Source organism: Bradyrhizobium sp. 187, assembly GCF_023101005.1.
In the GTDB taxonomy this organism is placed as follows: Bacteria; Pseudomonadota; Alphaproteobacteria; order Rhizobiales; family Xanthobacteraceae; genus Bradyrhizobium; species Bradyrhizobium canariense_D.
Map to the genome: position 1 here is coordinate 7,041,649 of NZ_CP064693.1, position 26,046 is coordinate 7,067,694.

Consider the following 26,046-nt stretch of genomic DNA (forward strand, 5'->3'; position numbering starts at 1 on the left):
TGTGTTCAGTCGCTACGCAGTCGTTTCGCTGCGTTCGCGCCATTCGTCCCTTCACCAATTCAGCCTGAACCGCCAAGCGCTGTCAACAAACGGTGACTTGCCATTAGTCCAATCCGGATGACGGAATTTGCGGCAGCGCGATTCACGGTGCCGAAACATCTTCGGGGCATGGTCGCGAGCGATGCAAAACCGCAAGGTGTGGCCGTGATGAAGCGGGACGACTCGGCGCTCGAAGTCATGGGGTTAACGAAGTGTTTTGACCGTCTGGCGGTCGATAACCTCGATCTCACCATCCATGCCGGCGAATTCTATGCGCTGGTCGGCCCCAACGGCGCCGGCAAGACCACCACTTTGCGCATGGTTGCAGGCCTTTTGCGGCCCGATGCCGGCTCGGTCTCCATCTTCGGCATCGATGCGCTCCAAAACCCCGTCGCCGCCAAGCAGGTGATGGCGTGGGTCTCCGACGAGCCCATGATCTATGACAAGCTCACGCCGCTCGAATATCTCGAGTTCGTAGCCGGTCTGTGGGGCATCGCACCATCGGCCTCGGAACCGGTCGCCGCGGAGCTCCTGAACTCGCTCGGGCTCGAGCCGCACCGGCACGAACGCTGCGAGGGCTTTTCCAAGGGCATGCGCCAGAAGGTCGCCCTCGCCGGCGCCCTGGTGCACGATCCCCGCCTCATCATCCTCGACGAGCCGCTGACGGGACTGGACGCCGTCTCCGCCCGCCATGTCAAGGGACTCCTGAGCGAGCGCGTCCGCGCCGGCTGCACCGTCATCATGACCACGCATATCCTCGAGGTCGCCGAACGCATGGCCGACCGCATCGGCGTGATCGCAGCCGGCCGCCTGGTTGCCGAGGGCACGCTGACTGAGCTCCGGCAGCAAAACGGGCACGCCGATACCAGCCTGGAAGATCTCTTCATCGCGCTGGTGACCCTCCAGGAAGCCGCATGAGCTCGGCCACCGCGCTGTCCTGGTTCGCCCGCCACGAGCTCCGGCTCGCCTGGCGCGAATGGCTCGCCATGATGACCGGCGGGCGGCGCAATCGAACGCGTGCCGCGGTGATCGGCCTGCTGTTCTTCGCGGCGCTGCTGCACGTCCCGGCCTGGGCGGTGATCGGCCGCTTCGCCGACCTGCAATTGCCGCTCGACAAATCCTCGCTGATCGTGATTTCGGCGACAATTTTTCTGGCCTGGACGCTGATGCTGTCACAGGCGATCGAATCGGTGACGCGGGTGTTCTACGCACGCGCCGATCTCGACCTCATCATGTCCTCACCCGCGACGCTGGCCAATCTGTTCTCGGTGCGTATCGCCGCGATCGCGCTCGCCATCACGGTGATGGCGCTGCTGTTCTCGACACCCTTCATCGACGTGCTGGTGTTCGGGGGCGGCGCGCGCTGGCTTGCAGCGTTCGGCGTCGTCGTCGCGATGGGCCTGTCGGCCGCAGCGATCGCGATCGCCGTCACCATCCTGCTGTTCCGCCTGATCGGTCCGGCGCGGACACGGTTCGTCGCCCAGATCCTCGCCGCCATCATCGGCGCCGGCTTCGTGATCGCGCTCCAGGTGGCGGCGATCATGTCCTACGGCACGCTGTCGCGCTTCACCATCCTGACCTCGGGTAGCTTGGCCGCTTACGCGCCCGATGCCGACAGCATCTGGTGGTGGCCGGCGCGGGCGGCGATGGGGGATGCCGAAGCGCTGCTGCTGCTCCTGGCGCTCGGCCTCGTGCTGCTCGGAGGCGTCATGGCGATCTTCTCGGGCCGCTTTGCGGACACGGCGATCGATGCCGCCGCCTATGGCGCGTCCGGCCGTCGCAGCGCGAAGGAGCGCCCGTTCCGCGGCGGATCGCGGCAGCATGCCCTACGGCGCAAGGAATTTTCGCTGCTCTGGCGCGATCCCTGGCTGATCTCGCAGACGCTGATGCAGCTGCTCTATCTGGTGCCGCCGGCATTGCTGCTCTGGCGCAACTTTGCCGACAGCTCCGCGGCGCTGACGCTGATCACGCCCGTCATCGTCATGGCGGCGGGACAACTCGCCGGCGGGCTTGCCTGGCTGACGCTCTCGGGCGAGGACGCGCCCGACCTGGTTGCGACCGCGCCATTGCCGCCGTCCAGCGTCATCCGCGCCAAGATAGAGGTGGTGCTGATCGCGATCGGCGTCATCTTCTGCCCGCTGATCGCGGCGCTCGCTTTCGCCTCGGCGTTCCAGGCCGCGGTCAGCGCCGGTGCGGTCATCGTCAGTGCGGCCTCCGCCACCGCAATCCAGCTCTGGTTCCGGGTGCAAGCCCGGCGCAGCCAATTCCGCCGCCGCCAGACCTCGTCGCGGCTTGCGACCTTTGCCGAGGCGTTCTCCTCGATCGGCTGGGCTGCCAGCGCCGCGCTGGTGCTCACGCTGCCCATCGTCGGCCTCGTCAGCAGCCTGATCACCGCGAGCCTCGTCGCCCTCACCTGGAAGTTCAGCCCGCGGCGGGAGTAGTAAAGGCGCGAATCATAGGGCGGCGTGACGGTGCGACACTGACGCGCTGTTGATCGCGCGCTGTTGGCCACGCGCTGCATTGCAAGCTAGACTTTCCCCTGAAGTCATCGGGGATGAATTCATGCGACGACTGGTTTCGGCCGCTCTGGCGCTGTTCGGCGCATTCCTCTCACCTGCCATCGCCCAGCAGTCGCAGCGCAGCGAATGCTTGGCGATGGCGAATGCTGCGCCGCGCCTCATGTCGGTCGCGTTCAGGCAGGCGGCGGCTGCGCCCGAGGTCGAGATCACCTATGCCGGCCATTCCACCTATTTCATCGACACGCCCGGCGGCTTACGCATCGCCACCGACTATAGCGGGGCCTACCAGGTGGGCCGGCTGCCCGATGTCGTCACCATGAACCGGGCCCACAGCACGCACTACTCTTTATATCCCGACAAGCGCATTCCTCGTGTGCTGCATGGCTGGGGCGAGGACGGCAAGCCGGCCATCGTGTCGGAGCGCATCGGCGACACCTTCATCCGCAACGTCACGACCGACATCCGTCGCTATTTCGGCGACGATGCCGGCGCCGACATGATCCGTGACGGCAACTCCATCTTCATCTTCGAGGTGGCGGGCCTCTGCATCGGCCATCTCGGCCATCTTCACCACAAGCTCGATGACAGCCACTTCGCCCAGATCGGGCGGCTCGACATCGTGATGGTGCCGATCGACGGCACCTACACCATGTCGCTCGACGGCGTCTCCGAGATCACCAAGCGGCTGCGCGCCTCGGTGGTGCTGCCGATGCACCGCTTCGCCACCCCGCTCGACGATTTCATGCAACGCATCGGCCAGCAGTTCGAGATCGACCGGCGCATGGAACGAAGTTTCCGGATGTCCCGAGATGCGTTGCCGTCGAAGCCGACGGTGATCATCCTCGACGGGGTGTGACGCAATTTTCTCCAAGTCGGCTGCCGGCCGGTCGTGCTGATCTCCCGCAAAGGGAGATCGACATGACCGACTTTGCGAGATTATTGCACGCGGACGGACCGAACCCCCAGCACGCGGCGGCACTCCAGCTTTATGGCCGCTTCGTCGGCGATTGGGACGCCGAGATCACCGCCCATGGACCCGATGGAACGAAACACACCGCGCCCGGCGAAATCCATTTCGGCTGGGTGCTGGAGGGCCGCGCCGTGCAAGACGTCTGGATCATTCCGCGCCCGGCCGGCAGCCCGGCCTTGCCGATCGCCGGCAATTGGTACGGCACGACGCTGCGGGTCTACGATCCGACCATCGATGCCTGGCGGATTTCATGGTTCGATCCCGGCCGCTGCATATTCCGCCAGCAGATCGGCCGTCCACGCGATGCCGACATCGTGCAGGAAGGCACGACCGAAGCTGGCGACCTGACGCGCTGGAGTTTTACGGAAGTCACCGAGGATTTCTTCCACTGGCTCGGCGAGGTCAAGCCGGCCACCGCAACCGATTGGCGGCTGGTGGTCGATGTGAGGGCGAAGCGGCGCAAGGGTTGACGCCGGCGCCGCTGTACCGCGATGACGGGCGCGATTGCGCAACGCGCGTTGGTGCATGCGAGGACGAGGTGCTAGGCTCCCAAAACAAGAAGCATACATCAAGGGAGCGCACGCCGATGGCTGCAAGCGGTTTGCCCGCCAACACGAGCGGGCTATTCGTCGAGCCGCGCGAGGACTGGCTCGCGCTGCATCAGGAGGAGATCATCGATCCCTCACGGCCGATCGTCGATCCCCATCACCATCTCTGGAATCGCGGGCACCGCTATCTGATCGAGGAGATGGCGGCAGATATCGCCTCCGGCCACAACGTCATCGCCACCGTCTATGTCGATTGCCGCTCGATGTATCGCGCGCACGGGCCGGAGGCGTTCCGGCCGGTGGGCGAAGTCGAGTTCGCCAATGGCGTCGCCGCGATGAGCGCCAGCGGCGGTTACGGCAAGGCCGCGATTTGCGCCGGCATCGTCAGCCACGTCAATCTGCTGCTCGGCGATGCCGCACAACCCGTGTTGGAGGCCGAGATCGCGGCGGGCAACGGTCGCTTCCGCGGCATCCGGCATTCCTCGGCCTGGGACCAGGATCCTGCTGTCGCCGGCATGTATGCGAGCCGGCCGCAGGGATTGCTGCAGGACCCGACCTTCCGCAAGGGCTTTGCCTGCCTCGCGCCGCTCAACCTGAGCTTCGACGCTCGGCTGTTCCATCCGCAAATCGGCGAGCTGACCGAGCTCGCCCGCGCATTTCCCGACACCAGGATCGTGCTCGACCATTGCGGCGGCCCGGCCGGAATCGGCCGCTTTGCGGGGCGACGCGAGGAGGTGTTTCCGCAATGGCGCGCCTCGATCCGGGAGATCGCCAAATGCGAGAACGTGGTGGTGAAGCTCGGCGGGCTCGCGATGTGCCTGCTCGGCTACGACTTCCATTTGCGCGCGAGTCCGCCATCATCCAAGGAGCTTGCCGCGGCGTGGCGGCCTTACATCGAAACCTGCATCGAGGCGTTTGGACCCGAGCGCGCGATGTTCGAGAGCAACTTCCCGCCGGACAAGGGCCAGTGCAGCTACCAGGTGATCTTCAACACGTTCAAGCGTATCGCGGCGCCCCTGAGCGAGACCGAGAAGACGGCGTTGTTCTCGCAGACCGCGAGCAATTTCTACCGGCTCGATTTGCCTTAAAGGGATTGGCACCATGACGAGAACAGGGGCCGGGATGTTGATCCCGGCCCCTGTTCCGTCGTGACCGCTGGGAAGCGTCCTTGAACTGTTTGAACTCTAATTTGCGCCCATCAGCGAGGCCGGACGGCGCTCGCCGGTGGCGACGAAGATCTTCTTGAGCTTGTTGACGACGCGGATCAGGAAGCCGATCATCACGGGATTGGTCTTGCGGCAGAAGGCGATCTTCTTGACGTGGCCTTCGACATGCCATTTGGCATGCGCGCCGTCGCGGAAGAAGATGACGTCGCCCGGGCCGTAGCGCTTCGGCGGCATGCCGTCGCTTTCGAGCACGATCGATCCTTCCATGATCATGATCGTCTCGTCGATATCGTAGTACCAGTTGAAGCGCCCTTCGGTGCAGGCCCAGATGATGGTCGAAGCGGTGCCGTCGGCGCTGGTGGACAGGATGTGCGAGCGCGACACCGGATTGCCTTCGATAATCCAGGACGGCTCGATCGGCCGCAGCTCGAGATCTACATTGCAATGACTGATTTCAATCAATGTGCGCGACATCTGTTTCCTCGGGGGATAAAATATGACCTGCCCGGATCTCGGCCCGGATTGTTCAAAGATGGCGGGAACGCTAGTAGCCGATTTTTAATTCTTTCTTACGCAGGGCCCGACAATCAGCCGCAAGTTGCAGACGCGAAACGGTTAACGTCGCAATTTCCCTGCAATTTCGAGCACATGAACCCTTCTTTTCCGGGGTGCGACAAAGTGCGCGAAGCATCTGAAGGAGCCATGCCGATGCCCCTCACCCCGGAGGTTCTCAAAGCTCATGGCGAGGTCGTCGCCTGGCTCGGCAGCCTCGATGTCTCCTTCGCAACCGAAGAGGAGCCCTGGTTCACCGTTGACGGCATCGAAAGCCCCGGGCAGATCGGCGGTGACCTCCATGAGATGCTTCGGGCGGCGGATGCGCTCGAGGCGACACTCGACGACGAGGACGACGTCAACGAGGCCCCCGAGCAAATCCGCAGGGGCCTCGACCTGCCCGAGGCGAATGATCCGGTCGGTGCGCTCTACGATGCGGTGGCGGCCTCCGACGCCGTCGTGCGGGCCACCGACGGCAGCCCGTTCACGACGTTGTTCAACCGCTTCAGCATCGACAACAGCCCGATGCTGCGCAACCCGGCTGCGTAGTTACTTCGCCCATTCGCCCTTGCGAAACACCGGCACTTTGCTGCCGTCGGCGAGAATGCCGTCGATGTCGGTCTCGGCCGAGCCGATCATCCAGTCGATATGGATCAGGCTCTGGTTGCCGCCTTGCGCGGCGATCTGCTGCGGCGTGAGCTGCGCGCCGTTGACGAAGCACTTCGAGTAGCACTGGCCAAGCGCGATGTGCGAGGCAGCGTTCTCGTCGAACAGCGTGTTGTAGAACAACAGTCCGCTCTGCGAGATCGGCGAGGAATGCGGCACCAGGGCCACCTCGCCGAGACGGCGCGCGCCCTCGTCGGTATCGAGCACCTTGTTCAGTACCTCCTCGCCGCGCGAAGCCTTCGCATCGACGATCCTGCCGTCCTCGAAACGCACCGCGATCTTGTCGATCAGCGTGCCCTGGTAGGACAGCGGCTTCGAGCTCACGACATGGCCGTAGACGCGCCGGCAATGCGGCGTGGTGAAGACCTCTTCGGTCGGGATATTGGCGTTGCAGCTGATGCCGTTCTTGGAGAGCGAAGCGCCGCCTTCCCATTCATGGCCGTCGGCGAGCCCGATGGTGAGGTCAGTGCCCGGTCCCGAGTACTGGAGCGCGCGGAAACGCTGGCCGTTGAGCCAGTTGGTGCGCTCGCGCAGCACCGCATTGTGGCTCGCCCAATTGGCCGGCGCGTCGTCGCGATCGACGCGGGACGCCGCGAAGATCGCGTCCGCGAGCTTGCCGATCGCGACCTCTTCAGGATCGTTCGGAAAGACTTGCTTTGCCCAGGATGGGCTTGGATACGCAATGATGTTCCAGTTGGTATCGAAATTGACGATCTTTTCCAGCGCCGGCTGATAGGCCATGGAATTGGCCTTGCTGGCGCGCGCGACCTTGGAAGCATCTTCGCCCGACAGCAGCATCGGATTGTCGCCGACGATGGCGAGACGGGCGGTGTTGTTGGAGAACGCCTTGGCCATGCCCTCGTAGAGCCAGTTGGCGGCGCGATCGAAGCTGTCGTCGTGGCCGTGGCGGTAGCGCGCCAGCGTCATCTCTTCGTCGGAGAGAATGGGCGTCACGATGCCGGCGCCGGCCTTGTAGGCATGCACGGCAATCCGCCGCACCAGCGGCAACGCGATCGCAGGTGCCGTCAAGAGCAGATCCTGGCCCGGCCGCAAGCCCAGGCCCACCTTCACCGCCACCTCGGCCAGCCGGTCGAGCTTCACGGGATCGATGGGAGTGGAGGTGATGCGTTGATCAGTCATGCCGGGTCCTCTGCCGAACGTCTCTTGCTCAATTTAAGTCTAGCATCGCGAGACACAAGTGCGCGAGTGCCTTGCGACACCCCAAAGATACGCAGTTTCGCGCATTTTGGTTTTCAACGCGTTGCCGATTTCAGCACCCGGTCGACCATGGCGGGAGCAAGGCCGAGGTAATTTTTCGGTGATGTCAGCGCCTCGATCGTGGCACGGTCGATTCTGACAGAGACGCGGGCGTCGGAAGACAGCGCGTCCGCCAGCGTAAGACCTTTCTCATTGGCGAGCCGGCAGGCATCATAGACCACGTCATGGGCCTCCTGCCGTCCGATCTGCGGCGCAAGCCCCATCATGACGGCTTCGGCCACGATCAGACCGCGGCTGACGGCGAGATTCTCGTTCATCTTGCTTTCATCCACGATGAGGCCGGCGAGCGCGAATTTCGCCTGGTGCAACGCGCCGGCGGTCAGCACGAAGCTCTCGGGGATCGCCATCCATTCGGCGTGCCAGGGCCCGGTGGCGCGCTCGAAATCCTGCACCATGGCATCCAGCATGAGGCCGGCATGCTGGCGCACCGCCTTGGACGCCGCGAGCATGAGTTCCGAGGAGATCGGGTTGCGCTTCTGCGGCATGGTCGAGGAAGCGCCGCGTCCCTTGACAAAGGGCTCATAGACCTCGGCGAATTCGGTCGAGGCCATGATCATGATGTCGAGCGCGATCTTGCCGAGCGAGCCGGTGACCAGCGCCAGGAAATTCACGGCCTCGGCAAAACCGTCGCGTGCGACGTGCCAGGTCGAAGCGGGGACGCCGAGCCTCAGTTCGGCGCAGAGCGCTTCCTGCACCTCGAACCCCTTGTCGCCGAGCGAGGCCAGCGTGCCGGCGGCACCGGCGAACTGACCGACCAGGACGCGCGGCTTCAACTCACTGATCCGCTCGGCGTGGCGGTCGAACATCGCGAGCCAGATCGCGGTCTTGTAGCCGAAGGTGACCGGCAGCGCCTGCTGGAGATGGGTGCGGCCCGCCATCGGCGTGTCGCGGTAGCGCCTCGATAGATCGGCGAGGATCTTGCGCAAGCCCGCGATGTCCCGTTCGACGATCTCAAGCCCTGCGCGCAGTTGCAACACCACGGCGGTGTCCATGATGTCCTGCGTGGTCGCACCCCAATGCACATAGCGGCCGGCATCGCCGCATTGCTTCACCATCTGATGCACCAGCGGCAGGATCGGATAGCCGACGACATCGGTCTCCTGCCGCAACAGGTCGAAATCCAGCGCGGCAACATCGGTCCGCGCGGCGATCTGATCGGCCGCGTCCTGCGGAATCACTCCGCATCTCGCTTCCGCCTTCGCCAGTGCCACCTCGACCTCGGCATAGCGCGCGACCGTCGCGATATCGGAAAACACCTCCCGCACCTGCGGCGTGCCGAAGGCATCGCGGAACAGCATGGAATCGAGCACGGTGGTCGAGGCATGAAAAGCGGGCATGGGCGTTTCTTCGTGGTTGGTGTTTTGTGTGAGGGCAGCTTACGCACACGGAACTGTTCGGCAATGGACATTCACTATTCGTCACACATTCGATGCCGTCGCGAAGGCCAGGACAACGTCGGCAGCTGCCGCACGCCATTGCCTCAACACCGTCATTGCGAGGAGCCCTTGCGACGAAGCAATCCACGCTGGCTCCGCGGCGGCAGGCTGGATTGCTCGCAACGACGTGAGGAAATCGCGACAATCCGGCCGAAACGGCTTTATTCTAATCCAGGTTGCATTCCTCCCCGTAAACTGCATGCCTGCCATCACGCGATCGTGGTGAACCGGGCAGGCCCCTCGGCGGACTCACAGACATCAGCCGAAATCCGTTTTGCTTTCATTATTGCCCGATGTTGCCTTGAGGTCTGAGTTTTCGACGTGCAGTTTCTGTTCCGGGATCACCTGCTCGATACCGACTTGCGCGAGCTGAGCCGCGAGCAGGTTCCCGTTGCCGTGGAGCCACAGGTCTTCGATCTCGTCGTCCACCTCATGGAGAACCGCGATCGGGTGGTCAGCAAGGACGAGCTGATCGACAAGATCTGGCACGGGCGCAGCGTCTCCGAATCCACGCTGACCAGCCGGATCAATGCGGCACGCAAGGCGGTCGGAGACAGCGGCGCGAGCCAGGCGCTGATCCGCACCATCTCACGCAAGGGTTTTCGTTTCGTCGGCGACGTCGAAACCAAGCGTGGGGCAACCGCGCCGGAATCCGATTTCGAAGCGAAGCTTCTACGGGCCCCGCTGCCGCTACCGGACCGCCCCGCGATCGCGGTGCTGCCCTTCACCAACATGAGCGGCGACCGCGAGCAGGATTATTTCTCGGACGGAATCAGCGAGGACATCATCACCGCGCTGTCGAAGCTGCGCTGGTTCTTCGTCATCGCGCGCAACTCCTCCTTCGTCTACAAGGGCCGCGCGGTGCACATGAACGAGGTCGCGCGCGAGCTCGGCGTGCGCTACGTGCTCGAAGGCAGCGTGCGGCGGAGCGGCGATCGCGTGCGTATCTCCGCGCAGCTCAACGACGTCTCGACCGGCAGCCATCTCTGGGCCGAACGCTACGACCGCGAGCTTGCCGACATCTTCGCGGTGCAGGACGAGATCACCGAGGCGATCGTCGCCGCGATCGAGCCGCAGCTCTATACCGCCGAGAGTTTTCGCGCCCAGCAGAAGCCGCCGGGAAGCCTGGATGCCTGGGACCTTGTGATGCGCGCATTGTCGCATTACTGGCGCATCACCCGCGAGGACAATGCCGCCGCGCAAGGACTGCTCGAAGAGGCCGTCGCGCTCGATCCCGCCTATGGCAAGGCACTCGGCCTGCTCGCAACCAGCCACATCTTCGGCGCGCATATGGGCTGGTCCGACATGGCCCCGACCGTGCCGGTCGCCGAGCGCGCCGCGCTCGCGGCGGTGGAGGCCGATCGCGAAGATGCCTGGGCTCATCATGGTCTGGCGTATGCTTATCTATTCCGCCGCCGCTTCGACGACGCGCTGGCGGAGTTCGAACTGGCGCTGAACCTCAATCCGAACTTTGCGATGGCGCACGCCTTCTATGGCGTGACGCTGTGCTACGCGGGACGATGGCAGAACGGCGATGTCGCGGCGCGCCGCGCGCTGCGGCTGAGCCCGCGCGACCCGCTCGCAGCAATCTATTGCGGCGTCGCGGCCTATGCCCGGTTCATCGGCCGCGATTACGAAGGCGCCGCACAGATGGCGCGCGAGTCGATGCGGCAGCGCGCCGATTTCGTCGGCGCGCATCGCGTGCTGACGGCCGCCGCCGGTATGTCAGGGGATTCCGCGCGCGCGGCTTCCGCCTTGGAAGGCTTGCGCCGCGCCCAGCCCGGCATCTCGCTGGCCTGGATCACACGCGAGCTGCCGATGCTGCGGGACGAGGATCGCGAGCATTATCTCGAGGGATTGCGGCGCGCGGGGATGAGGTAGCTAATTTCTCGTCTCCCGCTTGCGGGAGAGGAGAAGGGCGCCGCTACTCCTGCATCATCTCGCCGCTGCCGCCGAATTCGGCCGGGAAATCCTTGAGCTTGGGCAGTCCGTCGCTCATTGGCAGCACCGTCTCGGCGTAATTGACGTGGACGCCTGGTGCAAACGCGAGGGTGGGGATGGTGGCAGTGAAGACGTCGATCAGGCCGAGCGGCGGATGGTTGGTCATGAGATGACCGCCGCACTTCTTGCAATATTTGCGCTGGCTGAGCGGCGTCTTCGCAAAGGTCTCGACATTCTCTGCACCTTCGCTGATGCGCACGGCTTCGGGCTTCCACAGGCTGAAGGCGTTCACCGGACCGCCCGACCACGAGCGGCACGAGCTGCAATGGCAATAGCCCATCGCCTCCGGTGCACCTGTGACCTCGATCGTGACTGCGCCACAGAAGCAGTTTCCAACATGTTTCATTAGGTCGTCTCCGTTGATGATGGTTTAGATTCCTCCCCCCGCTCCTGTTTGCCGAGAACTCGGCAAAAACGAATGCGGGGTCGCGACGAGCTTTGCTCGCACTGATAGCGTCGGGGTGAGGGGGATTCACCCCGAGAAACGTTGAAGGTTGCGTCCGGCACGATCCGTTACGCGCCTCGGCGCCGCCGCGCATCCTCCTTTCGGCGGACGCGACGGAACGACGCGCAAGCTATACCGACTTGCGCCAGGGAATAAGCATCGACACCCGTTGTTTGTACTGCCGGTACTCGTCGCCGAAGAGATCGACGAGGTCGTGCTCCTCCAGCGCGATGCCGACGAAGATGTAGGCCGTGGTCACGGCGGCGAACAGCAGATGGCCCGCGGTCATGACCGGCGCCGCCCAGAACGCGATGATGAAGCCGAGATAGATCGGATGACGGACAAACTTGTAGAGCAGCGGCGTCTTGAATCGCGGCGGCGACGCCTCCTTGCCGACGAGATGATTGGTCACCTGATGCAAGCCGAACAGCTCGAAGTGATTGATGATGAAGGTCGAGGTGAACACCAGGACCCAGCCCGCCAGCGACAGCGTGACGATCGTCACAGCGATATCCGGATTCGCGACGTCCCATATGACCGTGGGCAGCGGACGCCACTGCCAGAACAGGAGGAGCAATGACAGGCTCGCAAACAGCACATAGGTGCTGCGCTCGACCGGCTTGGGGACGTACTGCGTCCACCAGGCCTTGAATTGCCGGCGCGCCATTACGCTGTGCTGGACCGCAAACAGGGCCATCAGGAGCAGATTGATGATGATGGCCTCGGCCACGGGCGTGTCGGTCCCGGTATCGATGGTCTTCGGCACCACCAGCCCCATGACGAAACCGATGGCGTAGAGAATGGTGATGAAAAACACGAGATACGCCGCAATTCCGTACAGAAAGGCGATGAACTTGAAAATGCGTGAGCCCGCAACCGGGCCGATAGGATGAACCTGATGATCAATTTGGGTCATAAACAGCTCCGTTGTGCCAAAACGCCGGCACTTCATTGGTCGCTGCACCATGCCGCACCGGAGGTCCCAAGACTTTCGCGGACGGTTGATTTTCGCCTGAGACGACTTTGATTTTTGCTTGAGACGACAAAAACGTGCGATTTTGCTTTGAAAACAACGTGCTCGACGGCGACCTGCGGGAACTCACTTGCAGCGGAGCCGCTGTGCCGTTGCAGCCGCAGGTGTTCGATCTCCTGCTCTATCTGGTGGCGCAGCGCACGCGTGTGGTCAGCAAGGATGACCTGATCAGCCAGATCTGGAGCGATCGGATCATCTCGGATTCCGCCCTGAACAGCCGGATCAACGCCGCCCGCAAGGCGCTCGGCGACGATGGCGCAAGCCAGCGGCTGATCAAGACCATTCCGCGCAAGGGTTTTCGTTTCGTCGGCGAAGTCCGGGAAGAAGTGGCAGCCACGACTGCGCCCGCGCAGCCCGTCGCTGCCCTGCCGCGCGTCCTGACGGACCGTCCGGCGGTCGCGGTGCTCGCTTTCGAGAACATGAGCGGCGATCCCGCACAGGACTATTTCGGCGACGGCATCAGCGAGGACATCCTCACCGCGCTGTCGAAGCAGCGCTGGTTCATGGTGATCGCCCGCAACTCGTCCTTTACCTACAAGGGACGCGCGGTCCACATCCGGCAGATTGCCGAGGAACTGGGCGTCCGCTACGTCGTCGAAGGCAGCGTGCGCAAGTCGGACAACCGGGTGCGCATCACCGCGCAGCTCAACGACGCCACGACGGGCAGCCATCTCTGGGCCGAGCGCTACGACCGCGAGCTGGTCGACGTGTTCGCCGTGCAGGACGAGATCACGAATGCGATCGCTGCGGCGATCGAGCCGCAGATCCATGCGGCGGAAAGTTTTCGCGCCCATCGCAAGCCCCCCGCGAGCCTGGATGCCTGGGATCTCCTGATGCGGGCGCTGTCGCATTACTGGCGCGTGACGCGGCGGGATCACGAGACCGCACGGGCGCTGCTAGAACGCGCGGTGGGGATCGACCCGAACTACGGCCAGGCGCTGTCGGTGCTCGCGGCGAACCACATGTTCGGCGTGCATCTCGGCTGGGCCGAGCTTGCCATGGTGGCGCCAGCGGCGGAAGCCGCCGCGCTCGCCGCGGTGCGCTGCGACCATGAGGATGCCTGGGCGCACGCCGCGCTCGGCAGCGTCTACTTCTCGACGCGAAGACTTGCCGACGCACTGTCCGAGTTCGAGCAGGCGCTCGCACTCAATCCGAACTTCTCGCTGGCGCAGGGCTATTACGCACTGGCGCTGTCCTATGCCGGGCGGCCGAAGGATTCATTCGAGGCAGCGCAGAGGGCAATGCGGCTGTCGCCGCGCGATCCATCCCTGGCGATCTATCACGGCATCGCCGGCTATGCCCGCTTCACCGAGCGGCGCTATGCCGAGGCCATCGCGCTCGCGCGCGAGGCAATCCGTCATCGCGGCGACCTTACCGGCGCCTACCGCGTGCTCGCGGTTTCTGCCGGCATGACCGGAGACGGCGTGCTTGGGGAGATGGCGCTGGGCGAGCTCCGCCGCACCCAGCCCAACATCTCGCTGCACTGGATTTCGACGCAATTGCCATGGGCCAATGAGGCCGACCGCGAGCACTATCTGGAAGGATTCCGGCGGGCGGGCTTGCGCTAGACGATCCTCACGCCGGGTCCGCGTCGCGCTTGCGGCGCAGATGGACGGATCGCGCGGCGCTGCGGCGCCGGATTGGCTGCCAAACGCCATAACAGGACGCGCTGTACATTTTTTGTGCGAACACTGTCGAGACTTTCATCTTGCGGCGCCGAACGAGACTGTGTGAGCCTCGATCCCGGATGGGGACTGGGATGGGCCGGCCATAGCTTTGCGCGCCATGACGTGCGAAGCGTTTGCGGCTGGTCTCGCTTGAGAAAGATACGACATGTCAAAACGAGTGTTGCTTGGTGTCCTCCTGGCTTGCGGTCTCGCGGCCCCGGCGCTGGCGCAAGACCCGAAAGCGGGTGGAGCGATCAATGCCGTGATTCAGCCCGAGCCGCCCGGCCTGATGCTGGCGATGGTCCAGAACGGCCCGGTGCAGATGGTGTCGGGCAACATTTTCGAAGGCCTGCTTCGCTACAGCCCCAAGCTCGAACCGCAGGCCGAGCTCGCCGAGAGCTGGAGTGTCAGCGAGGACGCAAAAACCTACACATTCAAGCTCAGGAAGGGCGTGACCTGGCATGACGGCAAGCCCTTCACCGCCGCCGACGTGCTGTTCTCGCTCGAGATGCTGAAACAGACCCACGCGCGTGCCCGCAACAATCTGGCGCAGGTCGACAAGGTCGAGGCTCCCGACGACTACACGGTGGTGTTCACGCTGAAGCAGCCGTTCGGCCCGTTCCTGGGCATCTTCGAGGTCGGCTCAATGCCGATGGTACCCAAGCATCTTTATGAAGGCACCGACTGGAAGACCAATCCCTACAATAACGCCCCTGTCGGCACCGGCCCCTTCATGTTCAAGGAATGGCAGAAGGGCTCTTTCATCCGCCTGGTCAAGAACCCGAACTATTACGAGAAGGGCAAGCCCTATCTCGACGAGATCTACTGGCAGATCATTCCCGATGCCGCGGCGCGCTCGGTGGCGTATGAGACCGGCAAGGTCGACGTGCTGCCCGGCGGCTCGGTCGAGAATTTCGACGTGCCCCGGCTCTCCAAGCTGAAGGACACCTGCGTCACCGGCGCCGGCTGGGAGTTCTTCTCGCCGCTGGCCTGGCTGTGGCTCAACAACCGGCAGGGTCCGCTCGCCGACAAGCGGGTGCGGCAGGCGGTCATGTTTGCGATCGACCGCGAGTTCGCCAAGGACGTGATCTGGAACGGGCTCGGCAAGGTCGCAACCGGCCCGTCGGCCTCGACCATCAAATACTACACCGACGACGTGCCGAAGTACCCTTACGATCCCGCCAAGGCCAAGGCGCTGCTGAAGGAAGCCGGCTACAAGGGCGAGAAGATCCGCCTTCTGCCGCTCGCCTATGGCGAGACCTGGCAGCGCTGGGGTGAAGCCGTGAAGCAGAACCTCCAGGACGTCGGCATGAACATCGAGACCATCGCCACCGACGTCGCCGGCGGCAACCAGAAGATCGGCGACTGGGACTACGACATCGCCTTCACCTACCTCTACCAGTACGGCGACCCCGCGCTCGGCGTCGGCCGCAATTACGTCTCCAGCGCGATTGCCAAGGGCCAGGTGTTCAACAACGTCGAGGGTTACTCCAACGCTGAGATCGACAAGCTGTTCGCCGAGGGCGCGGTGGCAACGCCGGACTCCAAGCGCAAGGAGATCTACGAGAAGGCGCAGAAGATCCTGGTCGAGGACGTGCCGGTGGCCTGGATGCTCGAGCTGCAATTCCCGACCATCATGCGCTGCAAGGTCAAGAACCTGATCACCACCGGGATCGGAGTCAACGACGGCTTCAAGGATGCATGGCTCGACAAGTGAGGGCTACCTCCGTCACCTCTCCCCGCTTGCGGGGAGAGGTGGGCGCTCCGTCTCTGTCGCTCCAGGTCACACCACCGATATGATCCTCTAGATGCTCTCCTTTGTCGCTCAGCGTGTCGCGAAGGGCGTGATCGTCCTGCTTGCGATCGTCGTCCTCAATTTCTTCCTGATCCGGCTCGCGCCCGGCGATCCCGCCGTCGTGATGGCGGGCGAGGCCGGCGCCAGCGACCAGATCTTCGTCCAGCAGCTCAGGGAGAAGTTCGGCCTGGACAAGCCGCTGCCCGAGCAGCTCTTCATCTACGTCAAGGGCATCGTGACCCTCGACCTCGGCTTCTCCTTCCGCCAGCAGGCGCCGGTCGCGAAGCTGATCGGCGAGCGGCTGCCGGCGACATTGCTGCTGACGCTGACGGCCTTCGCGATCTCGCTCGTGCTCGGCATTCTCTTCGGCACCTTCGCCGCGCGCTTTGCCGGAACCTTTCTCGACACCGCGATCACCGTCTTTGCGCTGATCTTTTACGCCATGCCGATCTTCTGGGTGGCGCTCATGAGCATCCTGCTGTTCTCGGTCACCATGGATTGGCTGCCGAGCTTCGGCTACGAGACGGTCGGCGCCAACCTTTCCGGCCCTGCCCATGTGGTCGACGTCGCAAGGCACCTGATTATGCCGGCGATGACGCTCGGCCTGTTTTTTATGGCGACGTATACGCGCATGACGCGAGCCTCGATGCTCGAAGTGAAGCGTCTCGACTTCGTCAAGACCGCGCGCGCCAAAGGCCTGTCCGACGCCGTGATCCAGCGTCGCCACGTCCTGCGCAACGCGCTACTGCCCGTCGTGACGCTCGCCGGAGTCCACTCCGGCACCCTGATCGGCGGCGCCGTCATCACCGAGACCGTGTTCGCCTGGCCCGGCATCGGACGCCTGATGTACGACGCCCTGCTCCAGCGCGACTACAATCTGCTGCTCGGGGTCTTCGTGATCTGCTCCGCCATTGTCCTGATCTTCAACCTCATCACCGACCTGGTCTATCGCCTGGTCGACCCGCGCATCGAATTCTCCATATGAAACAGTTCTGGAAATCGATGTTGAGGAGCCCGAGCGGCGTCATCGGGCTCATCATCCTGCTCCTTGCGATCTCAGTCGCCTTGTTCGGTCCGATGCTGTTCCCGAACTCGCCCTGGCGCATGGTGCAGCGGCCGTTCCTGCCGCCGTTCACGCTCGCGACCGTGCCGCTCGGCACCGATGCACTCGGCCGCGACGTGTTCGCCGGCATGATCTTCGGCGCACGCGTCTCGCTGCTCGTCGGCATGGTCTCCACCCTGGTTGCGCTGGTCGTCGGCGTTCCGATCGGCGCCATGGCCGGCTATTTCGGCGGCAGGGTCGACGACGCCCTGATGCGTTTCACCGAGTTCTTCCAAACCATTCCGAGCTTTGCGCTCGCGATCGTCCTGGTCGCGATCCTGCAGCCCTCGATCTATTCGATCGTCGCCTCGATCGCGCTGGTAAGCTGGCCGCCGGTCGCGCGCCTCGTCCGCGGCGAGGTGCTGTCGTTGCGCACGCGGGAGTACGTCCAGGCCGCGGTGGTCACGGGCCAGAGCAACACCTGGATCATCCTGCGCGAAATCCTGCCGAACACGCTGTCGCCGGTGATCGTGCTGGCTTCGCTGATGGTGGCGACCGCGATCCTGCTGGAATCCTCGCTGGCGTTCCTCGGCCTCGGCGATCCCAATCTGATCTCCTGGGGCTACATGGTCGGTGCCGGCCGCACCGTGATCCGCCAGGCCTGGTGGATCACCGTGTTTCCCGGCGTCGCGATCCTGATCTCGGTGCTCGGGCTCAATTTGATCGGCGAAGGCCTCAACGACGCGCTCAATCCGCGGCTGTCGCGGGAGGGCCGCTGATCATGACCGCACCGCCCGCCGTCTCCGTCAAGAATCTGCGGATCGCATTGCCCAAGGGCGCCGAGCGTCCCTTCGCGGTCGACGGCATCTCGCTCGATTTGCGGCCCGGCAAGATCGTTTGCGTGGTCGGCGAATCCGGCTCCGGCAAGTCGATGTGCGCGCATGCGCTGATGGGCCTGTTGCCGGACACGGTCACCGTCACCTCCGGCGAGATCCAGTTCGAAGGACGCGACCTGCTCAAACTCGACGACGAATGCTGGCGCGATCTGCGCGGCCGCCGGCTTGCGATGATCTTTCAGGAACCGATGACCGCGCTCAATCCGTTGATGCGGATCGGCGACCAGATGGCGGAGATGTTCGAGGCGCACGGGCTGCTCACGCCGAGGGAGCGGCGCGCAAAGGCGCTATCGCTGGCGCGCGAAGTCGGCCTCCCCGACCCCGAGCGCATCGTGCGCGCCTATCCGCACCAGCTCTCCGGCGGCCAGCGCCAGCGCGCCATGATCGCGATGGCGCTCGCGCTCGAACCGGCGGTGCTGGTCGCGGACGAGCCGACCACCGCGCTCGACGTCACCACGCAAGCGCAGATCCTGAAACTGATCCGCAACCTCCAGCGCAATCGCAACATGGCGGTGATGTTCATCACCCATGATTTCGGCGTGGTCGCCGACATCGCCGACCAAGTCGTGGTGTTGCGCCATGGCAAGGTGGTCGAGGAAGGCCCCGCCTCGGCGGTCTTCAACGCGCCGCAACACGACTACACCAAGGCGCTGCTCGCCGCCGTGCCCTCGATGGACCCACCCGCCCGCAGCCCCCTGGACGACCAGGCCAAGGCGGTCGAGGTGATCGGACTGGACAAGACCTACGTCACCTCGGGCGGCTGGTTTCGCGAGGACCGCCGCGTCGATGCCGCGCGCGGGGTTAATTTCAACATCCTCAAAGGCGAGACGCTCGGCCTGGTCGGCGAATCCGGTTCTGGCAAATCGTCGGTGGCCCGCCTTGTGATGCGGCTGATCGAGGCCGACCGCGGCACCGTGCGGATCGGCGAGACCGATCTCACAAAGCTCGCGGGCAAGGCGCTACGCGCCGAGCGCCCTCGCATCCAGATGATCTTCCAGGATCCGTTCGCTTCGCTCAATCCGCGCCGCAAGGTCGGTCATATCATCGCCGACGGCCCGATCGCGGCCGGCACCGATCCGAAAGTGGCGTTCGACCGCGCCCGCGATCTCCTCAAGATGGTCGGGCTCGATGCCGGCGCGCTCGAACGCTATCCGCATGAATTCTCCGGCGGCCAGCGCCAGCGCATCGGCATTGCGCGCGCGCTCGCGCTCGAGCCCGAGATCATCGTCGCGGACGAGGCCGTCTCCGCGCTCGACGTCTCCGTGCAGGCGCAGGTCCTAAGGCTGCTCGAAGACCTCAAGGCCCGCCTCGGCCTCTCGATGCTGTTAATCACCCACGACCTGCGAGTCGCAGCGCAAATCTGTGACCGCATCGCCGTGATGCAGCGCGGCGTCATCGTCGAGCTGAAGCCGACCGCGCAGCTGTTCGCCGCGCCCGAGCATGCCTATACACGCGAATTGCTCGCAGCAGTCCCGGGGCAGAGAGAGCGCGCGCCGGCGTAAGTCAGCCGACCGCGGTTTCTACTTCGTTCGAGGATTCGTGTTGTTCCAGGTGGGGACTGAGTTTGTTACGCCGACGGAGGGCTGGTTGGACGTTCCGATCGACGGCGCCGTCACGGTCCCGACGGTCTGCCCGGAACTTCCGATGGTCCCTTGCTGCACCGGCGCTCCGGTGCGTCCGCTCGTGCTGCCTGGTGTACCCGTCCCCGATGTTTGTGCGTTTACAGCAAGTGGCGCGGCGGCCAATCCGAGAGCAATAAGTGCAGCAATGGTGCGTTTTGTTCTTGTCATGGCTGATCCTTTCGGGCGCGGTCTCTCAATCGCAATGCCGTTCGTCGAGGCGCCCGTGCACTGACTGACCTTACAACTCCACGCGCGAGAAAATGTGCCGCAGTGCCATCATCCCGTGGGCTCAACTCTTCATCACGATGCTACGAAGCGGTCCCCGCCGAACGGATGCGCCGTGGCATCGGCGCATCGCTGAAGGTACCCCGTTCCACCTCAGGAACGGAATAGTCACGGGCTTTTTATCCCTCGTGGCCGCCCGCATGGCTGCAAAGCCGAAGCCGGCACCCCACATCCGCATGAAATGATTTCCATCATGTGATGGTGGATTGAAGATCTAATTGGAGCCGACATGGGCCAGATTATTCAGTTTGTCTCGAAATCCGAGCGCGAGCGCATTCGCCTCATCCAGGAAGCGCGCGCGATCTACGACAGCATCTTCCCGCCGACTGATCCGATGAGCGAGAGATCAGGCGGAGCCGCCGCACGTCGCAGCGACGGGGGCAACCTCGCGTGATCAAAATCATCGCCGTGCTCTGCAACCTCGCCTCTCCGGCGAACTGTCATGAGCAGACCGTCACCACATCCGACTTCGCCGACGTCTCGATGCAATCTTGCCTGATGGGCGCGCCGCAACTCGCCGAATGGATGAACCAGCATCCGGCCGAGCGCCTCGCCGGGTGGCGCTGCGTGATCGGCCAACAGGCCGGGCGGGGAATTTAGGATCGGACGGGCTCTCCCTGAACGATCCGCAATGTCTGGTCCACCGCCATGATCATTGCTGGTCGCACTTTATCATCTTCTTTGGCCTTGCGACCGTCACAGGTGACCGGCATTGGCTCGCCAGACAGGCGCGCCTACCTGACCGGCGGGTTGGTGTTGCTCCAGGTCGGGACTGCGTTGGTCACGCCGACCGACGGCCAGTTATACGTACCGACCGACGGCGCCGTGACCGTCCCGACCGACTGTCCGCTCGACCCGTAGGCTCTGGGCTGTGCTGCCAACGATCCGGCGCTCCCATAGCTCGGAGCCACCACGCCGGTGCTGTAAGCTCGGCTTGACCGGTGCTTCTTGGCCTCAGCCGCGATCGGCGCGGCAAGCAACCCGATGGTGACTAGGGCGGCAATGGCGGGTTTGATGCTTGTCATGGCTGATCCCTTCATTCGCTGTGGGCCCCTTGCCATCTGTTCATTCAGCCGCGGATTTCCATAGGCAGCCGTTCATAACTCCGTGCGCGGGCGGAGGCGCCGGGGAGCGGTCGCACGACTAGCACGCCCGCTCGCGTGCCTCGCCTTCGGATGGACCCGAATCAGCGCTAGTGCATTCACCTCATCGACTTCGCGTATTGAGGCGACATGACCGGTCCCGAACTGAAGCAACTCCGCAACGATCTCTCGGAGGTCCTCGAGCGCAAGCTCACCGCGGCCGACATGGCCCGGCTTTGCGGATTGCCGGAGAAGGGCGGCGCCGACACCATCCGGCGCTGGGAAGTGAGCGGCCCGACACCGTCGGCGACCAAGGTGCTGCGCGTGCTCGCGATGGCGAGCGAGCGCTATCCGATCCTGGAGAAGTTCGACGTCTTCGATCGTCATGACGTGCGCGAGGAAGACCGGCCCGCAAAGCGCGCTGCATTCCGCGAACAGATGCGCGATGAGGCGCGGCGCCGTCTTGGTTAATGAGATGCGCGCGCAAGTTACCCTGATAACGCCGAGTTAAGCTTTCCTTCAGCACTTCTTAAGCCGACATTAAGCACAAAAATCATTTACAGCCCAATGAGTTACGTTGGCTGCCGCTGTGCCATGGATGTGACAGCATTTTCGTCAAAAGCGAGCTATCTGCAAACCAACGACGGCGCGGAAAGCGCGACTGCCGGGGACTTAAGTGTTGGAGTTTGGACTATGAAGAAGATTCTGTTTGCGACCGTTGCGCTGCTCGTGGTGGGCGCTGCCGCACCGGCGGTCGGTGCCGATCTCGGTAACCGCAACTATTATAAGGCGCCCGCGCCCGCCTATGCCGCCCCGATTTACAACTGGACCGGCTTCTATATCGGCGGCCATGTCGGCGGCGCGTTCTCCAGCGACAACAATTTCAGCGGCCTCTCCACCGGCAATAACGGCAACGGCCGTTTCCTCGGCGGTCTGCAGGCCGGTGCGGACTGGCAGTTCAACCCGAACTTCGTTGTCGGCGTCGAAGGCCAGTATTCCTGGCTCTCCGGCAGCGTCGGCGCGGTGTTCCCAGCCGGCGTCGCCTACACCAACGACCAGCGCGGTCTCGGCTCGATCACCGGCCGCGTCGGCTACACCTGGGGTCCGGGCCTGCTCTACGTGAAGGGCGGCTACGCCTATTCCGACAACAACGAGAAGGTGACCGTCGGCGGCGTGCCGACCGGCTTCATCATCAGCGGCGACCACCGCAACGGCTACACCGTCGGCGCCGGCCTCGAATACATGTTCGCGCCGAACTGGTCAGCCAAGGCCGAGTACCAGTACTACAATTTCGGCGACGCCCACTTCACCGCGGGCCCGCTGGCGGGAACCGGCAACTTCACCACCGACGACCACACCATCAAGGCGGGCGTCAACTACCGCTTCAACTGGGCCAACTCGGCGGTCGCGCGCTACTGAACGGTTATCAAAGCCTTATCATGATGAAGGGCCGGCATCGTTGCCGGCCCTTCTTTTTTCGCTGTGCGGAACGCAACGCAACCAATTGAGCAACTTGCGATTTTTTAACCTGCCCCGAGGATACTCCGCCGCGAAAACATAAAGATCATGCGTGGGGGAATTTCGATGGCGATCCGTCTGGGCCTTGGCCGTTTGCTTGGTGGTATCCGGCCTCGTTTCAAAATGCCGACATGGGGCGTGCGCGGCAGCCTGTTCACGGCCTTCGCAGTGATCGCGGGCATGGGTCTCGTGATCGCGGCCGGCGCCGGCTTCGTCTTCAACCATCTCGGCAGCACTATGATGGACCTGAGCGGCCGCGATATCCCCCGCCTTTCCGCAAGCCTTCAACTCGCATCGCAAAGCGCAACGCTCGCGGCGCAGGGGCCGGGCCTGCTGGCGTCGCCGTCCGACGAGGCGCTGAACGAACGCACCAAGAAGGTGCAGGAGATCCAGCAGCTTGCCATGGCCAAGCTTGGCGAGATCATCGAGCTCGGCGCCGACAAGCAGATCGCAACCGCGTTGCGCGACACCGCCAAGAGCATCGACGAGGCGACCCAGAGCCTGGTGTCAGCCGCGCGCGAGCGGCTCGATACCGGCGCGCTGCATGACAAGCAATATGAAGCACTCCGCAAGGCGCAGCTCACCTTCGTCGGTGCGGCCGGTCCTGCCATGCTGGATGCGCAGACGCGTCTGAACGCGATCCTCGGTGCGGCGGAAGTTTCCGCTGACGATGCCACCGAAGCCGCCCGCACCGTCTCCCAGGTCGCGACCATCTCCGCCAACGGCAATCTGATGGCCGCCGACATGATGGCGGCGCTGTCGGCCAACAACAGCGATACGCTGGAGGCGATCGAGAAGGAGTTCAAGGCGACGCGCGACCGTGTCAAGTCGAACCTCGAGGACCTGCCGAACATGGCCTCGATGCAAGCGGTGCGCGACACCGTGCAAAAGCTGTTCGCCTTCGGCGAAGGCAAGTCCGGCGTGTTCAAGATCCGCCAGAAGGAGCTCGACGCCATCGACTACGGCCAGACCATCCTGGACGAGACCCGCAAGCTCAATGTCGGCCTCGGCATCAGCGTGCAGCAGCTGGTCGAGGGTGTGCAGAAGGAGACCAACGCGTCGACCTTCCAGGCGCGGCAGGAGATCTCGCTCGCGACCACCGCGATGCTGGCGCTCGGCGCACTGACGCTGGTCGGCTCGGCGCTGTTCGTCTGGCTCTATGTCGGCCGCAACATCCTGCGCCGCATTCGCGAGCTTCAACGCGCCATGCAGTTGCTCTCGGCCGGCGACCTTGACACCGAGATCGTCCGCTCCCGGCAGAACGACGAGATCGGCGCGATGAAGGAAACGCTGACGGTGTTCCGCGACAGCATGATCGAAGCCCGGGCGCTTGCGAGCGAGCAGGACAGGGATCTCATCGCCAAGGCCGAGCGTGCGGCGCAGATGGAGGCGAAGATCGCCGGGTTCGAGAGTACGGTGCGCTCCGCACTCGACAATCTCGCGCAGTCGGCCAATTCGATGCAATCGACCGCGCAGAGCATGTCGACCACGGCAGACCAGTCCAATGCGCTGGTGAACGCGGTTGCCTCCGCAGCCGAAGAGACCTCGGTCAACGTGCAGACCGTATCGTCAGGCACCGAGCAGCTCTCGTCCTCGATCGAGGAAATCAGCAAGCAGGTCGTCACCTCGGCCGCGATCGCCAGGAAGGCGGTCGACGAAGCGGGCGCGACCGACGCCACCGTGCAGAGCCTCGCCGACAGCGCGAGCCGCATCAGCGTGGTGGTCGACCTGATTCAGACCATCGCCTCGCAGACCAATCTGCTGGCGCTCAACGCCACCATCGAGGCGGCGCGCGCGGGCGAAGCCGGCCGCGGCTTCGCGGTGGTCGCCTCCGAGGTGAAGAGCCTCGCGAGCCAGACCGCCAAGGCCACGGAGGAGATCCGTAGCCAGATCGCCAGCATGCAGTCAGTGACGACGTCGGCGGTCGGCGCCATCCAGGGCATCGGCCGGATCATCGGCGAGATCAACGACGTCACTACGACGATCGCCGCCGCCGTCGAGGAACAGGGCGCGGCGACACGCGAGATCGCCCGCAACATCCAGCATGCGGCCGGTGGCACCAGCGAGGTTTCCAGCAACATCGTCGGCGTCTCCACGGCTTCGGCGGAAGCCGGCGCAGCGGCGAACGAAGTGCTCGGCGCCTCCGACGCGCTCCGCCGCGAAGCCGACATGCTGCGCGGAGAGATCGACGCGTTCCTCAACAACATGCGGGCTGCGTAAGGCGCCGTTCCGTAGCCCGGAATGACCGCTATGCAGGCCGCGCCAGCGTTCTTTTTCGGCTGGCGCGCCGTGACGGGCGGGTTTAAGCCGGTAGGATGAACGCAAAGACCGACACCGTGCAGTCCTCCGCCGACGCCCTGCGCTATCCCTGGGAACAGCATCCCGGCCCCGAACAGGTCGTCGAGGTGAAGCCAGGAGTGTTGTGGGCGCGGCTGAAGCTGCCGTTCCGCCTCAACCATGTGAACATCTACCTGCTCGCCGATGGTGACGGCTATGCCATGATCGATGCCGGCTTCGGCAATGAGGAGACGATCGAAGCCTGGACGAAGCTGTTCGACGGGCCGCTGAAGGGCGTCAACATCACGCGCCTGATCGTGACCCATTCCCATCCCGATCATGTCGGTCTGGCCGGGTGGATCGTCGAGCGGTTCAACTGCCCGCTCGTGATGTCGCAGGTCGAATATCTGCAATCGGTCTATCACCAGAACCGCGGCACCGAGGAGCGGCAGGAAGCGCAGCGGCTGTTCTTCCGCCGCCATGGCATGGACGAGTCGCTCACCGAAAAACTGCTCGGCCGCGGCCAGGACTATCTCAAGCGCGTCTCGGTGCTGCCGCCGTCCTACCGCCGCATCTCGCATGGCGATGACGTCGTGATCGGCACGCGCCGCTTCAAGGTGATCACCGGCGGCGGTCACGCGCTCGACCAGGTGATGCTGTACTGCGCCGACGACAAGCTGTTCCTCTCGGCCGACCAGGTGCTGAGCAAGATCTCGCCGAACGTCAGCGTGTGGGCGGTCGAACCCGACCAGAACTCGCTCGGCGAATATCTGGCCTCGCTCGCCCGCCTCACCACGACTCTCCCCTATGACGTGCTGGTGCTGCCTGGCCACGGCGTGCCGTTCTACGGGCTCAAGACCCGCATCAAGCAGCTCGCCGATCACCATGAGGAGCGCTGCCGCCTGATCGCGGAAGCCTGCCGCGAGGTGCCGCAGACCTCGCGCGCCCTGGTGCCCGTGGTGTTTAACAAGCACGTTCTGGACGAACATCAGATGGGTTTCGCTGCCGGCGAACTGGTCGCCCACGTCAATTACATGATCGTCGAGGGCCGGCTGACGGCCGAGACGCAGGACGGCGTGTTGCAGTTCAGGACGACCTGAGCGCTGACTTCAATTCAGCGGATGGTGCAGAGCAACATTGCATCTCGCGCGAACTTGATCCGGATCAAGTTTCAAATCGCACGATAGGGCATTTTGCCCAAATGCCCCG

25 protein-coding genes are annotated in these 26,046 nt (G+C 64.1%); 18 read left to right on the forward strand and 7 right to left on the reverse strand.

From position 1 onward, the window contains the following. Positions 1–207: 207 nt before the first annotated feature. The 5 genes from IVB19_RS33975 (at position 208) to IVB19_RS33995 (ending at position 5,164) form a co-directional block, all read left to right on the forward strand. A complete protein-coding gene (locus IVB19_RS33975) occupies positions 208–957 on the forward strand; it encodes an ABC transporter ATP-binding protein (protein WP_026233520.1) in 750 nt (249 codons plus the stop codon). Next, the gene (locus tag IVB19_RS33980) at positions 954–2,480 is read left to right on the forward strand and encodes a hypothetical protein (protein ID WP_018458183.1); all 1,527 of its coding nucleotides are present in this window, start codon (positions 954–956) and stop codon (positions 2,478–2,480) included. The genes IVB19_RS33975 and IVB19_RS33980 overlap by 4 nt, the downstream gene beginning before the upstream one ends. Positions 2,481–2,601: 121 nt before the next feature. Beyond that, on the forward strand, positions 2,602–3,414 hold the full coding sequence (locus tag IVB19_RS33985; protein ID WP_018458182.1) for an MBL fold metallo-hydrolase: 813 nt from the start codon (positions 2,602–2,604) through the stop codon (positions 3,412–3,414). Positions 3,415–3,476: 62 nt separating this feature from the next. Beyond that, on the forward strand, positions 3,477–3,998 hold the full coding sequence (locus IVB19_RS33990; protein ID WP_018458181.1) for a hypothetical protein: 522 nt from the start codon (positions 3,477–3,479) through the stop codon (positions 3,996–3,998). A gap of 116 nt (positions 3,999–4,114) precedes the next feature. Next, positions 4,115–5,164: an amidohydrolase family protein gene (locus IVB19_RS33995; protein ID WP_018458180.1), complete on the forward strand. Its 1,050-nt coding sequence runs from the start codon at positions 4,115–4,117 to the stop codon at positions 5,162–5,164. A 96-nt stretch (positions 5,165–5,260) separates the two neighbouring features. Here the strand turns inward: IVB19_RS33995 and IVB19_RS34000 are convergent, their stop codons facing one another. Continuing rightward, positions 5,261–5,716, reverse strand: coding sequence for a cupin domain-containing protein (locus IVB19_RS34000; RefSeq protein ID WP_018458179.1), 456 nt, complete (start codon positions 5,714–5,716; stop codon positions 5,261–5,263). A gap of 234 nt (positions 5,717–5,950) precedes the next feature. Here IVB19_RS34000 and IVB19_RS34005 point away from each other — a divergent pair, with 234 nt between their 5' ends. Next, the gene (locus IVB19_RS34005) at positions 5,951–6,343 is read left to right on the forward strand and encodes a hypothetical protein (RefSeq protein ID WP_026233519.1); all 393 of its coding nucleotides are present in this window, start codon (positions 5,951–5,953) and stop codon (positions 6,341–6,343) included. On the opposite strand, the gene IVB19_RS34010 is transcribed toward IVB19_RS34005, so the two are convergent. Further along, entirely contained in the window at positions 6,344–7,600 is a 1,257-nt protein-coding gene (locus tag IVB19_RS34010) for an aminopeptidase (RefSeq protein ID WP_018458177.1), read from the reverse strand. Between the two features lie 113 nt (positions 7,601–7,713). Further along, positions 7,714–9,075, reverse strand: a complete 1,362-nt coding sequence (locus IVB19_RS34015; RefSeq protein ID WP_018458176.1) for a class-II fumarase/aspartase family protein — start codon at positions 9,073–9,075, stop codon at positions 7,714–7,716. Between the two features lie 420 nt (positions 9,076–9,495). Between IVB19_RS34015 and IVB19_RS34020 the strand changes: the two genes are divergently transcribed. Then, entirely contained in the window at positions 9,496–11,055 is a 1,560-nt protein-coding gene (locus IVB19_RS34020; RefSeq protein WP_018458174.1) for a winged helix-turn-helix domain-containing tetratricopeptide repeat protein, read from the forward strand. Between the two features lie 43 nt (positions 11,056–11,098). On the opposite strand, the gene IVB19_RS34025 is transcribed toward IVB19_RS34020, so the two are convergent. Both IVB19_RS34025 and mddA read right to left on the reverse strand, forming a co-directional pair. After that, a complete protein-coding gene (locus tag IVB19_RS34025) occupies positions 11,099–11,521 on the reverse strand; it encodes a GFA family protein (protein WP_247820785.1) in 423 nt (140 codons plus the stop codon). A gap of 229 nt (positions 11,522–11,750) precedes the next feature. Beyond that, positions 11,751–12,536, reverse strand: a complete 786-nt coding sequence (gene mddA, locus IVB19_RS34030) for a methanethiol S-methyltransferase (RefSeq protein WP_018458172.1) — start codon at positions 12,534–12,536, stop codon at positions 11,751–11,753. Positions 12,537–12,670: 134 nt separating this feature from the next. On the opposite strand from mddA, the gene IVB19_RS34035 reads away from it, so the two are divergent. The 5 genes from IVB19_RS34035 (at position 12,671) to IVB19_RS34055 (ending at position 19,555) form a co-directional block, all read left to right on the forward strand. Next, the gene (locus IVB19_RS34035) at positions 12,671–14,221 is read left to right on the forward strand and encodes a winged helix-turn-helix domain-containing tetratricopeptide repeat protein (protein WP_026233517.1); all 1,551 of its coding nucleotides are present in this window, start codon (positions 12,671–12,673) and stop codon (positions 14,219–14,221) included. A 265-nt stretch (positions 14,222–14,486) separates the two neighbouring features. After that, entirely contained in the window at positions 14,487–16,037 is a 1,551-nt protein-coding gene (locus IVB19_RS34040; RefSeq protein ID WP_026233516.1) for an ABC transporter substrate-binding protein, read from the forward strand. Positions 16,038–16,128: 91 nt separating this feature from the next. After that, the gene (locus IVB19_RS34045; RefSeq protein WP_018458169.1) at positions 16,129–17,100 is read left to right on the forward strand and encodes an ABC transporter permease; all 972 of its coding nucleotides are present in this window, start codon (positions 16,129–16,131) and stop codon (positions 17,098–17,100) included. Then, positions 17,097–17,936, forward strand: a complete 840-nt coding sequence (locus IVB19_RS34050) for an ABC transporter permease (RefSeq protein ID WP_018458168.1) — start codon at positions 17,097–17,099, stop codon at positions 17,934–17,936. The genes IVB19_RS34045 and IVB19_RS34050 overlap by 4 nt, the downstream gene beginning before the upstream one ends. Before the next feature lie 2 nt (positions 17,937–17,938). Further along, entirely contained in the window at positions 17,939–19,555 is a 1,617-nt protein-coding gene (locus IVB19_RS34055) for an ABC transporter ATP-binding protein (RefSeq protein WP_247296259.1), read from the forward strand. An 18-nt stretch (positions 19,556–19,573) separates the two neighbouring features. Here the strand turns inward: IVB19_RS34055 and IVB19_RS34060 are convergent, their stop codons facing one another. Beyond that, complete coding sequence (locus IVB19_RS34060) at positions 19,574–19,843, reverse strand: hypothetical protein (protein ID WP_083926507.1); 270 nt, start codon at positions 19,841–19,843, stop codon at positions 19,574–19,576. A 346-nt stretch (positions 19,844–20,189) separates the two neighbouring features. On the opposite strand from IVB19_RS34060, the gene IVB19_RS34065 reads away from it, so the two are divergent. Then, entirely contained in the window at positions 20,190–20,354 is a 165-nt protein-coding gene (locus IVB19_RS34065; RefSeq protein ID WP_018458166.1) for a hypothetical protein, read from the forward strand. Next, positions 20,351–20,560 (forward strand): hypothetical protein, encoded by a 210-nt coding sequence (locus tag IVB19_RS34070; protein ID WP_007605116.1) that lies wholly within the window; start codon positions 20,351–20,353, stop codon positions 20,558–20,560. The genes IVB19_RS34065 and IVB19_RS34070 overlap by 4 nt, the downstream gene beginning before the upstream one ends. 134 nt (positions 20,561–20,694) lie before the next feature. Here IVB19_RS34070 and IVB19_RS34075 read toward each other — a convergent pair whose 3' ends face one another. Further along, positions 20,695–20,985, reverse strand: a complete 291-nt coding sequence (locus tag IVB19_RS34075) for a hypothetical protein (protein ID WP_247820786.1) — start codon at positions 20,983–20,985, stop codon at positions 20,695–20,697. A 207-nt stretch (positions 20,986–21,192) separates the two neighbouring features. On the opposite strand from IVB19_RS34075, the gene IVB19_RS34080 reads away from it, so the two are divergent. From IVB19_RS34080 to IVB19_RS34095, 4 genes are all read left to right on the forward strand, one after another. Continuing rightward, positions 21,193–21,513, forward strand: a complete 321-nt coding sequence (locus IVB19_RS34080) for a hypothetical protein (RefSeq protein WP_027570057.1) — start codon at positions 21,193–21,195, stop codon at positions 21,511–21,513. A 222-nt stretch (positions 21,514–21,735) separates the two neighbouring features. Further along, positions 21,736–22,461, forward strand: coding sequence for an outer membrane protein (locus IVB19_RS34085; protein WP_018458163.1), 726 nt, complete (start codon positions 21,736–21,738; stop codon positions 22,459–22,461). A 165-nt stretch (positions 22,462–22,626) separates the two neighbouring features. After that, positions 22,627–24,780, forward strand: coding sequence for a methyl-accepting chemotaxis protein (locus tag IVB19_RS34090; protein WP_247820787.1), 2,154 nt, complete (start codon positions 22,627–22,629; stop codon positions 24,778–24,780). Positions 24,781–24,875: 95 nt separating this feature from the next. Next, positions 24,876–25,937 (forward strand): MBL fold metallo-hydrolase, encoded by a 1,062-nt coding sequence (locus IVB19_RS34095; RefSeq protein WP_018458161.1) that lies wholly within the window; start codon positions 24,876–24,878, stop codon positions 25,935–25,937. Positions 25,938–26,046 lie beyond the last annotated feature (109 nt).